General features: G+C 70.6%; 11 protein-coding genes. 2 read left to right on the forward strand and 9 right to left on the reverse strand.

Features of this window, described 5'->3' with window-relative positions; translation table 11 throughout:
- Nucleotides 1–166: 166 nt before the first annotated feature.
- The 4 genes from AB0958_RS20705 to AB0958_RS20720 all read right to left on the reverse strand — a co-directional run bounded on the left by AB0958_RS20705 (nucleotide 167) and on the right by AB0958_RS20720 (nucleotide 6,539).
- The gene (locus AB0958_RS20705) at nucleotides 167–1,585 is read right to left on the reverse strand and encodes a sugar porter family MFS transporter (protein WP_366891906.1); all 1,419 of its coding nucleotides are present in this window, start codon (nucleotides 1,583–1,585) and stop codon (nucleotides 167–169) included.
- 231 nt (nucleotides 1,586–1,816) lie between these two features.
- On the reverse strand, nucleotides 1,817–5,422 hold the full coding sequence (gene smc / locus AB0958_RS20710; RefSeq protein WP_366891907.1) for a chromosome segregation protein SMC: 3,606 nt from the start codon (nucleotides 5,420–5,422) through the stop codon (nucleotides 1,817–1,819).
- Nucleotides 5,423–5,674: 252 nt separating this feature from the next.
- Nucleotides 5,675–5,878: a hypothetical protein gene (locus tag AB0958_RS20715; RefSeq protein WP_030048901.1), complete on the reverse strand. Its 204-nt coding sequence runs from the start codon at nucleotides 5,876–5,878 to the stop codon at nucleotides 5,675–5,677.
- A gap of 379 nt (nucleotides 5,879–6,257) precedes the next feature.
- Complete coding sequence (locus AB0958_RS20720; protein ID WP_132889802.1) at nucleotides 6,258–6,539, reverse strand: acylphosphatase; 282 nt, start codon at nucleotides 6,537–6,539, stop codon at nucleotides 6,258–6,260.
- Between the two features lie 189 nt (nucleotides 6,540–6,728).
- Between AB0958_RS20720 and AB0958_RS20725 the strand changes: the two genes are divergently transcribed.
- Both AB0958_RS20725 and AB0958_RS20730 read left to right on the forward strand, forming a co-directional pair.
- Nucleotides 6,729–7,889, forward strand: coding sequence for a CAP domain-containing protein (locus AB0958_RS20725; RefSeq protein WP_366891908.1), 1,161 nt, complete (start codon nucleotides 6,729–6,731; stop codon nucleotides 7,887–7,889).
- A 70-nt stretch (nucleotides 7,890–7,959) separates the two neighbouring features.
- Nucleotides 7,960–8,361, forward strand: a complete 402-nt coding sequence (locus tag AB0958_RS20730; protein ID WP_366891909.1) for a helix-turn-helix domain-containing protein — start codon at nucleotides 7,960–7,962, stop codon at nucleotides 8,359–8,361.
- On the opposite strand, the gene mutM is transcribed toward AB0958_RS20730, so the two are convergent.
- From mutM to AB0958_RS20755, 5 genes are all read right to left on the reverse strand, one after another.
- A complete protein-coding gene (gene mutM / locus AB0958_RS20735; protein ID WP_366891910.1) occupies nucleotides 8,334–9,194 on the reverse strand; it encodes a bifunctional DNA-formamidopyrimidine glycosylase/DNA-(apurinic or apyrimidinic site) lyase in 861 nt (286 codons plus the stop codon). The two genes, AB0958_RS20730 and mutM, sit on opposite strands and share 28 nt — an antisense overlap.
- An 84-nt stretch (nucleotides 9,195–9,278) precedes the next feature.
- A complete protein-coding gene (gene rnc, locus AB0958_RS20740) occupies nucleotides 9,279–10,130 on the reverse strand; it encodes a ribonuclease III (protein WP_366891911.1) in 852 nt (283 codons plus the stop codon).
- Nucleotides 10,131–10,138: 8 nt separating this feature from the next.
- Nucleotides 10,139–10,312 carry a 50S ribosomal protein L32 gene (rpmF, locus tag AB0958_RS20745; protein ID WP_003951102.1) on the reverse strand — a complete coding sequence of 58 codons (174 nt, stop codon included), beginning with the start codon at nucleotides 10,310–10,312 and terminating at the stop codon, nucleotides 10,139–10,141.
- A 2-nt stretch (nucleotides 10,313–10,314) separates the two neighbouring features.
- Entirely contained in the window at nucleotides 10,315–10,965 is a 651-nt protein-coding gene (locus AB0958_RS20750; RefSeq protein WP_360561671.1) for a YceD family protein, read from the reverse strand.
- Between the two features lie 131 nt (nucleotides 10,966–11,096).
- Complete coding sequence (locus AB0958_RS20755; protein WP_366891912.1) at nucleotides 11,097–12,200, reverse strand: cell division initiation protein; 1,104 nt, start codon at nucleotides 12,198–12,200, stop codon at nucleotides 11,097–11,099.
- Between the last annotated feature and the right edge of the window lie 52 nt (nucleotides 12,201–12,252).

Below are 12,252 nucleotides of genomic sequence, written 5' to 3' on the forward strand. Positions count from 1 at the left end.
CCGTCGTGGCCGATCGCCGTCACGGCGGACGGAAAGTGAGCCGCGGCCCACAAGGGGGGCCGGGAACGGCCGTCGCCCCCGCCCGGGCAGTGACCGGGCGGGGGCGACGGGGGATACGAGGAGAGGGGCAGCGGGGACTTGGCCCTTCTCCCCGAGTCGGGGGCGGTCAGCCCATCTCCTCCAGGGACTTGCCCTTCGTCTCCTTGACGAACTTGAGGACGAACGGGATGGAGAGGGCCGCGAAGACCGTGTAGATCACGTAGGTCGCGGAGAGGTTCCAGTCGGCCAGCGACGGGAAGCTCGCGGTGATGGCCCAGTTGGCGATCCACTGCGCGGAGGCGGCCACGCCCAGCGCGGCGGCGCGGATCCGGTTCGGGAACATCTCGCCGAGGAAGACCCAGACCACCACACCCCAGGACAGGGCGAAGAAGAGGACGAAGACGTGCGCGGCGATCAGGGCGATCCAGCCCTGCGTGGCCGGCAGCTTGCCGTCGACCAGGTGGTGGGAGAACGCCCAGGCCTCGAGGCCGAGGCCGATCACCATGCCGACGGAGCCGATGAGCGCCAGCGGCTTGCGGCCGATGCGGTCCACGAAGATCATCGCGATCACGGTGCCGATGATGTTGATGATCGACGTCGTGAAGGAGTAGAAGAACGAGTCCGTCGGGTCGACGCCCACCGACTGCCACAGGGTGGAGGAGTAGTAGAACGCGACGTTGATGCCGACGAACTGCTGGAAGACCGAGAGGCCGATGCCGACCCAGACGATCGGCTTGAAGAAGAACGAGCCGCCGAGCAGGTCCTTGAACGAGGACTTGTGCTCGCTCTTCATCGCGTGCTCGATCTCGGCGACGCGCGCGTCCAGGTCCGCGTTCTTGCCCTCGACCTCTTCGAGGATCGCGCGGGCGCGCTCCCGCTTGCCGACGGAGAGCAGGAAGCGCGGGGACTCGGGGATCGCGAAGGAGAGCAGGCCGTAGAGGACGGCCGGGATCACCATGACGCCGAGCATGACCTGCCAGGCCTCGAGACCCATCAGCTTGCCGCGCTGGTCGCCGCCTGCGGCGTTGAGCAGACCCCAGTTGACCAGCTGCGAGATGGCGATGCCGACGACGATCGCGGCCTGCTGGAAGGAACCGAGCCGGCCGCGGTAGGCGGGCGGGGCGACCTCGGCGATGTAGGCGGGGCCGATGACGGAGGCCATGCCGATGGCGAAACCGCCGACGATCCGCCAGAAGGCGAGGTCCCACAGGGCGAACGGCAGCGCCGAACCGACGGCGCTGATCGTGAACAGCACGGCCGCGATCTGCATGCACCGGATGCGGCCGATGCGGTCGGCTATCCGGCCGGCGGTCGCGGCGCCGATGGCACAGCCGATCAGGGCGATGGCGATGACCTGGGCGAGGGCCGCGGACCCGATGTCGTAACGGCTCCGGATCGCCTCGACGGCGCCGTTGATGACGGAACTGTCGTAGCCGAAGAGGAACCCGCCCATCGCGGCCGCCGCCGCGATGAAGATGACATGCCCGAGATGATCGGGGTGAGCCGTACCGGCTCTTGACTGGGGTGCCTGCGCAGTGCTGGTCACAAGAAACTCCTCGGGCCACCGGCAACGCTGCCGGAGTGGGGGCGAGCCCTCTCAGGTCAAGTGGCGCACACGTCCACGTCACTCACACCTGAAGGTAAAAGCAACGTTGCAGAGACTATGCCTTCAAGTATCGAAGTCAATAGGGCAGTGGGTGTGACGTTGTCGAAGGAAGATTCGGGGAATACGTTCAGTTCTTGAAGGGAACGTGAAGGGACCCTCGGCCGACGCAGGTCAGCGCAGCCGCTGGCTGATGACCTTCGACACACCGTCACCCTGCATGGAGACGCCGTACAGCGCGTCGGCCACCTCCATCGTGCGCTTCTGGTGCGTGATCACGATCAGCTGGGAGGACTCCTGGAGCTCCTGCATGATGCGGATCAGCCGCTGGAGGTTGGTGTCGTCCAGGGCCGCCTCGACCTCGTCCATGACATAGAACGGGCTGGGGCGCGCCTTGAAGATCGACACCAGCATCGCCACGGCGGTCAGCGAGCGCTCACCACCCGACAGCAGGGACAGCCGCTTGACCTTCTTGCCCGGCGGGCGGGCCTCGACGTCCACGCCCGTGGTGAGCATGTTGTCGGGGTCGGTCAGCACGAGCCGGCCCTCGCCGCCCGGGAAGAGACGGCTGAAGACGCCCTCGAACTCCCTGGCGGTGTCCCGGAACGCCTCCGTGAAGACCTGCTCGACCCGCTCGTCGACCTCCTTCACGACCTGAAGCAGGTCGGCGCGGGTCTTCTTCAGGTCCTCCAGCTGCTCGCTGAGGAACTTGTGCCGTTCCTCAAGGGCGGCGAACTCCTCGAGGGCGAGCGGGTTCACCTTGCCGAGCTGCTGGTAGGCACGTTCGGCCGCCTTGAGCCGGCGCTCCTGTTCCGCCCGGTGGAAGGGCTTCGGCTGGTTGCGCGGGTGCTCGGGGTCCTCCGGCAGCACCTCGCCCTCGGCGGGGGGCGAGGGCGGCACGAGCAGGTGCGGACCGTACTCCGCGACGAGCCCCGCCGGTTCCACACCGAGTTCCTCCAGCGCCCTGGTCTCCAGCTGCTCGATGCGCAGCCGCTTCTCTGCTCCTAGTACCTCGCCCCGGTGAACTGAATCCGTGAGTTTGTCGAGTTCCGCCTTGAGGTCGCGGCCGGTGCCGCGGGCGGCGGCCAGTTCCTGCTCCCGCTGCGCCTTCGCGGCCTCGGCGACGGCCCGCTCCCGCTCCGCGCGGCCGACCGAGACCTCGACGTGCGCGAGCAGCCGGCGGGCGCCGGTGGCGACGGCTTCCGCGACCGCGGCCTCGTGGCGCAGCCGGGCCCGGCGCTGTTCGGCGCGCGCGCGTGCCTCGCGTTCCGCGCGGGCCGCGCGGTCCAGGGAGTCGGCGCGTCCGGCCAGGCCCTTGACCCGTTCCTCGTGGGTACGGACCTGGAGGCGGGCCTCCATCTCGGTCTGCCGGGCGTTGGCGCCATCGGCGGCGAGCCGGTCCCGCGCCGAGGTGTCCGGCTCCTCCGCCACCGGCGTCTCCTCGGCGACGGCCAGCCGCTCGGCCAGTACCTCGGCCTCTTCGAGGGCCCTGTCGAGGGACTCCTGGGCACGGGCGGCGGCGGCCGTGGACCGCTCGGCCTCGCCGGCCGCGCCGCGCGCCTGTCCGGCGAGCCGTCCGAGCTGCTGGGCCACGGCCGACTTCTCCCGGTCGGCGGCGCGGCGCCGCTCGGCCAGGTCCTCGACGAGCGCGGCGCACTCCCTGCGGCGGTCGTGCGCCACCTGCTGTGCCTCGGAGAGTTCGGCGCAGCGGACGGCGAGCTCTGCCAGTTCGGCCGCGGCCTCGTCGACGGAGGCCTGTACTTCGAGGAGGCTGGGGGCGCCCGCGGAGCCGCCGTGCGCGAAGTGGGCGCCGAGGAGGTCGCCCTCGGCGGTGACGGCGGTGAGATCGGGGCGGCGGTAGACGAGGTCCTCGGCGTCTTCGAGGGTGTCGACGACGACGATGTTCCTGAGCAGTCGGCGTACGGCGGGCATGAGGTCGGCGGGGCCGCGGACGAGGGTGGCGGCCAAGGCGCCGGTGGGGGGGTCAGGGAGGGGTCGTACGTCGGGTGCGGGTGCCTGGGGGCTGGTCGCGCAGTTCCCCGCGCCCCTTTGGGGCACGGAATCTCCCGCCAGCAGCAGGGCCGCCCGTCCTCCGTCCTGCTTGCGCAGCAAGCGGATCGCGTCGGCCGCCGCGGCCGGGGTCGTCACGGCGATGGCGTCCGCAGCGGCGCCGAAGGCCGCCGCCAGGGCGACTTCGTGGCCGGGGGTCACCGTGAGCAGTTCCGCCGCGGGACCCAGCACACCGGTGAGGCGGTCCTTGGCGCCCAGCAGTATGCCCGTGCCGTCCTTGCGTCGCAGGCCCAGTGCCAGTGCCTCGTGGCGGGCCTGGGTCGCGGCGCGCCGTCGTTCCGCCGCGGTGGTCGCCTCGCGGGCCGCCGTCAGGGCCGCCTCGGCCTCGGCGAGCCGGTGTCTCGCCGTCTCGTGCCGCTCGGCCAGTTCGTGGTCGCCGGCGTCGAGGCCGTCGACCTCGGCCTTGAGTGCCTCGTACTCCTCCTGTGCCGTGACCGCCCGCTCCTGGGCCTCGTCGCGGGCGGCGGCCAGGCGGTCGATCTCGGCCTGGGCCGACGCGGCGCGGGAACGGGCCGCGCCCGCCTGGCCCTTCAGCCGGGCCAGGTTCTCCCGGCGGTCGGCGATGGCACGGGCCACGTCCTTGAGCCGCCGTTCCTCGACGGCCAGCTCGCGCTCCAGCTCGGCGCGGTGCGCGACCGTGTCGTCCAGGGCGTGCTGGGCCGCTTCCAGGGCGGCCTCCAGTTCGGCCTCCTGCTCGCGGACGCGGTGGGCCTCGCGCTCCAGGTCCTCGGGGTCGCGGCCGCGCTGTTCCTCGGGAGGCGCGGAGGTGGCGCTCTTCACCCGCGCGTCGGCGAGCGAGATCGTGCCGCGGACGCGTTCGGCGAGCTGGGAGAGTTCGTACCAGGTCTGCTGGGCCTGCTGGAGGCGCGGGCTGAGCCGGCGTACCTCGTCCTCCAGGAGCGTCTCGCGCTGGAGGGCCTTCCGCAGCTCCTGCTCGGCCGTCTCCTTGCGTTCCTTGAGGGCGGCCTCGTCGGCGATCTCGGCCTGGAGCGCGTTGCGGAGTCGGACGAGATCGTCGGCGAGCAGGCGGAGCCGGGCGTCCCGGAGGTCGGCCTGGATGACGGCGGCCCGTCGGGCCACCGCCGCCTGCCGGCCCAGCGGCTTCAGCTGGCGGCGGAGCTCGTCGGTCAGGTCCTGGACACGGGCGAGGTTGGCCTGCATCGCGTCCAGTTTCCGCAGCGCCTTCTCCTTGCGCTTGCGGTGCTTGAGGACGCCGGCCGCCTCCTCGATGAAGGCGCGGCGGCCCATCGGGTCGGCGTGCAGGACGGAGTCGAGCTGGCCCTGGCCGACGATGACGTGCATCTCGCGGCCGATGCCGGAGTCGGAGAGGAGTTCCTGGATGTCGAGGAGGCGGCAGGTGTCGCCGTTGATCTGGTATTCGCTGCCGCCGTTGCGGAACATGATCCGCGTGATGGTGACCTCGGCGTACTCGATGGGCAGGGCGCCGTCGGAGTTGTCGATGGTCAGGGACACCTCGGCGCGGCCCAGCGGCGGGCGCCCGGTGGTGCCGGCGAAGATGACGTCCTCCATCTTGCCGCCGCGCAGCGACTTGGCGCTGTGCTCGCCCATCACCCAGGTGAGCGCGTCGACGACGTTGGACTTGCCCGAGCCGTTCGGACCGACGACGCACGTGATGCCCGGCTCGAACCGGAGCGTGGTCGCCGAGGCGAACGACTTGAACCCGCGGAGGGTCAGGGCCTTGAGGTGCACGCCGCTGGACTCTACCCGGCGCCGCTACCCCACTCCACGAAGCCTCGCAACCCCGCGGTTTCACGTGTGAACACGCAGGGCACACCAGACGTTAAAGACAGTGAAAGGATGCGCGGGGCTGGAAGGCGGGGGCGGCAAGGGGGGCGGCAAGAAAGAAGGGACGCCGGGGGCGTCCCTTGCAAATCTTGACAATGAGAGCGGTTGAAAGGGCTGCCCGATCGCCGCGTGTGCTGTTGTGGAGCGTTGCAGCGGTCAGGTGAGCGCAGGCTCCGCCTGGTGTGCGTCGATGCTCTCCATGATCCTGTCGTGAGAAGCGGCAGCCGTCAGCGCGTCGTTCTCGGCCTGGATCCGTCCGAGTTCGGATTCGAGGTCCTGGACACGCTGCTGGAGCCGTCGCATCTCGGCGAGGAGTCGCGGGTCGGAGCCGCCGACGTAACCGAGAAGCGCCTTTGCCATGATGGATGGTCCTCCACACTGAGTGACCGACCGAAGCGGTGTGGGTCGTGAGGGATCGCACCCGCGGTGCTTGACACATACGAGGGTTGCTCGACTGTTGCGCCATGCCAAACAGCTAAGGTGCGCGGGGCTTTCAGCGTCTCACCAAAAAGTTTGACGGTCAACACGATCACGCCCTGTATTGGCGGGCGGACCGGGGGCACGCGGCCCTGACGGGCGGCGCTGCGACTCCTGCGGGGCCCTCAGGGCGTGGCGATCAGCTGTCTGAGCGGAGCCTCCCACGACGCGCGGTTCTTGGCAACCACCAGGCCATTCCCGCCCGGGGCACCAGCCGGTGGCGGTTCGCTCCGCTTCCCCTGCGGCGTTTCGGTGCGAGCGGTCAGCGGATGGCGAAGCCGTCGTAGCCGCCGCGGGGTGTGTCCCAGATCTCGGTGACACCGTCGACCCGCCCGGGCGTGTCATCGCCCCGGAGCCAGCCGAGCAGGCCTTCGCACCCCGCCCGGGGGCCCTCGGCGACCACCTGCACGCGGCCGTCGCCCAAATTGAGAGCAAAACCACTCAGCCCGCCGATCTCCAGTGCCTTGGCCCGCGTGAACCAGCGGAAACCCACGCCCTGCACGCGTCCACGGACCCAGGCGACCAGTCGTACATCCTCGCTCATGGGTGCAACCTAACCGGCCGATGTCGCTCGGGACACTTCCTCCCGGAGCGCCATGAGGTACCGTCCCCCTCCAATGAATCTCATATGAAACTCACTCGATCGAGTGAGTCTGGTTGACCAGAAGGAGTCTTCGGCCACATCGGCCCCTGGTCGACCCCGACCGCGAGGACGAGGGAAGAAGGCAAGGACATGGGACGCCACCGACGCTCCGCCGCCGGCCGCGCCGCCACGGGCCGCGCCACGGGGATCACCGAGAACAAGGGCCCGTACCCGGGCGGTAACGACCCGCAGGACTCGTACGCGGGGCTGCGCTTCGGCACGGGCACCGCGGCCTACCTGCACCAGGACGACTACGCCCAGACGAACCGGCGCAGCTCGAACTACCTGTACGCGACGGACGACGACTACGCCCGCTCCACGGACACCGCCGTCTTCTCCGTCGAGGAGTTCGCGCCGACCGGGGGCTCCCCCGCGGGCAGCGGGCACCGGCGCAGGAAGCGGGGCGGACGGCCGGTGGCCACCGGCCTGCTCGGGGTCTCGGCCGCCGTCGCCATCGGCACCGTCGCGGTGGCCACCGGTGTGGTGCCCGGCCTGGAGAACTACAAGCTCGGCGGCACCAGCAGCACCACCGGCGGCGACCGGGTGCAGGCGGACGGCGCGCCCAGCAACACGGCCACCGAGCAGGGCGGCACCTCCGGCAGCGCGGAGGGCCACGGCACCGGCTCCTCGACCGGCCGGGACAGCCGGCGCGCCGCCTCGCCCACCGCGTCCTCGCCGGCGTCCTCGTCGGCGTCGCCGTCGCCGTCGGCATCCCCCTCGAAGTCCGCCTCCGCGTCGCCCACGCCGACGAGGACGGCGACCCGCACGGCGACGCCCAGCGCCACGCCGTCCACGCGGAAGCCGACAGCCACGCCGTCCAGGACGGCGACCAGGGCGCCGGCGAAGACCGCCGCACCGATCACCGTCTCCGAGGCGGCCGCCGCCGAGGCCGAGGTGCTGAAGCTGGTGAACGAGGAGCGGACCAAGGTCGGCTGCAGCCCGCTGTCCGCGAACTCGTCGCTGACCGGCCTGGCCGAGTCCTTCAGCGCGGACATGGCCGCCCGGAACTTCTTCGACCACACCGACCCGAACGGCAGGACGCCGTGGGACCGGGCGGCGGCGGCCGGCATATCCAACCTCGGCGGCGAGAACATAGCCCGCGGCCAGGCCACCGCCCAGGACGTCATGGACGCCTGGATGAACAGCGAGGGCCACCGGGCCAACATCCTGAACTGCGACTTCAAGACCCTCGGCGTCGGTGTGCACTTCGGTGCGGGCGGCCCGTGGTGGACGCAGGACTTCGGGTACTGACCGACAGGGCGCGCTAACCATCGGTTAGCGCGCCCTGTCGGTTAGCGCTGTGCTCCCGTACGCTTGGTCCATGACCATCACCCAGGACAGCGCCGAGGAGCCGGCACCTCCGTACGACGCCTTCGCCAGGGCCTGTCCCTCGCGCACCACCCTCGAACACGTCATGGGTCGCTGGGGCGGACTCACGCTCAGCGCCCTGCACGAGGGGTCGTTCCGGTTCAACGAACTGCGCCGCCGGGTCGACGGGGTCAGCGAGAAGATGCTCTCCCAGACGCTCCAGGCCCTGGAGCGCGACGGCCTGGTGCACCGCGAGGCCCAGCCGACCAACCCGCCGCGCGTCGACTACGAACTCACCCCGCTCGGCCGCGAGGTCGCCGAACGCCTGCTGTCCGTCGTGCACTTCGTGGAGAGCCGGATGGACGAGGTACTGGCCGCCCGCGAGCGTTACGACGAGAGGCGCGGCGCCCGCTGACACGTCGGGCAGAAGTAGCTGGACCGGTTCATCCAGGGCCGCCTGCGCATCGGCGTGCCGCACCGCCGGCAGGGCAGCCCCTCCCTGCCGTAGGCGTCCAGCGAGCGGTCGAAGTACCCCGATTCGCCGTTCACGTTGACGTAGAGACTGTCGAAGCTGGTGCCGCCGACCGCGAGGGCCGCGTTCATCACGTCCCGGACATGGCCGAGGAGTTCGGCGGTGCGGGGGCGGATGAAGCCGGCGGTCGGGCGTTCGTAGTGCAGACGGGCACGCCAAAGGGCCTCGTCCGCGTAGATGTTGCCGACCCCGCTGATCAACGACTGGTCCAGCAGGGCCCTTTTGATGGTGGACCGCTTCCGGCGCAGCGCCTGATGGAAGGCCTCGTCGTCGAACAGCGGGTCGAGGGGGTCGCGGGCGATGTGCGCGATGACGTCGGGCAGCCCGTCGAGGGTGTTGTCGTGCAACGACAGCCCGCCGAAGGTGCGTTGGTCGACGAAGCGGAGTTCGGTACCCAGGCCGTCGGCGAACCTGACGCGGATCCTGAGGTGTTTCTCGTCCGGTGCCTCGTGCTGCTGCACCAGTAGCTGGCCGCTCATGCCGAGGTGGGCGAGGACCGACTGGTTGGTGTCCTCCAGCGGCAGCCACAGGTACTTGCCGCGCCGGCTCGGGGTGCCGACGCGGTGCCCCTTCAGCCGGTGCGTGAAGTCGTCGGCACCGGCCAGGTGCCGTCGTACGGCACGCGGGTGCAGGACCTCGGCCTCGGCTACGACCCGGTGGGCGACCCACCGTTCCAGGCCGCGCCGTACGACCTCGACCTCGGGCAGTTCGGGCATCGGGGCTCCCGTTGCAGGACCGTGGAAGACTCCGAGCGCCCGCCCCCTCTGGTGCCGGGGCGGGCGCTCGGACCGTGCTGTTCGTCAGGCGGAGGCGGCGGACGACTGACCGTCGTCCTCCTCGGCCTCGGCCCTGGCGGCCTGCTCGGCCGCCGCGGCCTTGGCGCGCTCGTCCGCCGCGGCGCGAATCGCGCGCCAGGCGGACTCGGCGGCCTGCTGCTCCGCCTCCTTCTTGCTGCGGCCGGTGCCGGTGCCGTACGAGACGCCTCCGACGCGGGCGGCAGCAGTGAAGGTCTTCTCGTGGTCGGGGCCGGTCTCCGTGACCAGGTACTCGGGCACGCCGAGCCCCTCCGTCGCGGTGAGCTCCTGGAGACTGGTCTTCCAGTCCAGGCCGGCTCCGAGGTTCGAGGACTTCTCGATCAGCGGGTCGAAGAGCCGGTGCACCAGCTCGGACGCCGAGTCGAGGCCCTGGTCGAGATAGACCGCGCCGATCACCGCTTCCAGGGTGTCGGCGAGGATGGACGCCTTGTCCCGGCCGCCCGTGCCCTCTTCACCGCGGCCGAGCCGGATGAAGGAGCCCAGGTCGAGACCGCGGCCCACCTCCGCGAGCGCACGCGAGTTCACCACCGCGGCCCGGAGCTTGGCCAGCTGGCCCTCGGGCAGGTCGGGGTGGGTGTTGTACAGCGTGTCCGTCACGACGAGACCGAGGACGGAGTCACCGAGGAACTCCAGCCGCTCGTTCGTCGGCAGGCCGCCGTTCTCGTACGCGTAGGAACGGTGGGTCAGCGCACGCACCAGAAGGGCGGACTCGAGCTTGTAGCCGAGCCGCCCTTCCAGAAGCGTGTGGGACGAGGCCGTGCTGTCCGCCTTCTTCTTGGCGGACGGGTCCGCCTTGGGCTCATCGCCCTTCTTGGGACTGGACACAGTGCCTCTCACCTGGCCGCTCAGACTTCGAGGACCTGGCGCTTGTTGTAGGTGCCGCACGACGGGCACGCGATGTGCTGCTGCTTGGGCTCGTGGCAGCGCTCGCACGCAACCAGGGTGGGGACCGCAGCCTTCCACTGCGACCGGCGGTGGCGCGTGTTGCTGCGCGACATCTTCCGCTTCGGAACAGCCACGGCTACTTCTCCTGCTTCTCGTCGACGCCCGCTTCCGCGTCAGCGCCGCTCATCTCGTCCTTCTCGCCGTCCTTCATGGAACCGGCGAGTCCCTGCAAAGCCGCCCAACGGATGTCGACGGCGTCGTGGTGGTGGTCCGGGTCGTCCGTGAGCCGGGCTCCGCACTCGGAGCACAGGCCCAGACAGTCGTCCTGGCACACCGGCTGCATCGGCAGTGCGAGCACCACCGCATCACGCAGCACGGGTTCGAGGTCGAACAGGCCGTCCTCGATGAAGAACCTGTCCTCGTCGTCCTCGGCGTCGTCGCCCGGTTCCGCGATCACGCGGCCCCGGTCGTCGGCGTCAGGGTACGAGAACAGTTCCTGGAAGTCCGCTTCGAGCTCCTGCTCGACCGGCTCCAGACACCTTACGCACTCCCCCTCGGCCTGTGCACGGGCGGTGCCTGTGACGAGCACACCTTCCATGACCGACTCGAGCCGGAGTTCGAGCTCCACCGGGGCGCCCTGCGGCACTCCGATGACCCCCTTGATCCCGAAGTCCTCGGGAGCGTCGACCGTGCGGGTCAGGCGCAGCAGCGCACCGGGACGCCGTCCCAGCTCGTGTGTGTCGAACACGAACGGGTTGCGGTGGTCGAGGCGCGCGTGAGGAGCCATTCCTGCTTTCGATCTTCGAGTGCGGGGGAGGCCGTCCGGAGAAGCCTCCGGGCAGCGTTGATCGCGGACGTAGACGCGACCGAAGAGCCAGGATACTGGACCTTTCGCTGTCGGCCCAATCCGGCCGTCTCCTACAGTCCCCGCCCCTGCTCGTAGGCCCGCAGCTGCTCCGGCGTGATCATGCCGGTGTCGAAGAGACTGGTCTCGTCGAGGGCGTACGACTGGTGCGCCTGGTGCTGGTCGGCCGGCTGCTGCTGCTGCTGCTGCTGGGGATCGTAGACGGGCTGCTGGCCGGTGTCGTAGCCCTGGTAGGCGGCGGCGTAGGGGTCGGCCTGCTGGTAGCCGTAGGGGTCCTGCTGGTAGCCGTACGCGTCCTGCTGGGCGTAGGCGGGCTGCTGCTGCTGCTGCGGGTAGCCGTACGGGTCCTGCGCCACCGGCTGCCGGTCGTACGACGGCTGCTGCGGGACGGCGCCGTTCTGCTCGGCCTGGGCCGCCTTCGCCGCCTGCGCGTCCTGGTCGGCGAGGGCCGCCAGGTCGGCGAGGTAGTCCGCGTCGCTGGAGTGCTGGAAGGTCGTGTTGTCGTCGGCCAGTGCGCCCAGGGCGTCGGTGGCGATCCGGCCGTGCAGTTTGGCGCGGCCCTTGCCGACCGCCTCCAGGGTCTTGGCGAGGACCGCCTCGAAGGCGCCCAGCTTGCTGTCGACGTAGGCGTCGGCGTCCCGGCGCAGGGTCTCGGGGTCGTGACTGCGCTCGGGGGCGTCCTCGTCCTCGTAGCCCTGCTCGTCGAGGCCGGGTCCGGTGCCGAGCAGCTTCTCCCGGCCGCGGCCGACCGAGCCGAGGGTCTTGGTGAGGACGACCTCGAAGTTGGCGAGCTTGGAGTCGACGTAGTCGTCGGCGTCGGCGCGGACCTCCTCGGCCTCCTGGCGGGCCTCGGCGAGGATCCGGTCGGCCTCGGCCTGGGAGCGGCGGGCCACCTCGGTGTCGGAGATCAGCGAACCGCGCTCGGCGTGCGCGGTCTCGATGATCCGTTCGGCCTCGATCCGGGCCTGCTCGACCATCTGGTCACGGTCGCCGATCAGCTCCTGGGCCTGCGCGAGGGAGCCGGGCAGCGCCTGGCGCAGCTCTTCCAGCATCGCGAGCAGTTCGGCGCGGTTGACCACGCACGACGCCGACATGGGCATGGACCGGGCACCCGAGACCGCGGCCACGATCTCGTCGAGCTTCTTCTGCACGTCCACCTGTGCTCGCCACTCTCTACAGCCGGGTTGGAGACGGACGGGACGACTGTAG

Source organism: Streptomyces sp. NPDC006655, assembly GCF_040703965.1.
Taxonomy (GTDB): Bacteria; Actinomycetota; Actinomycetes; order Streptomycetales; family Streptomycetaceae; genus Streptomyces.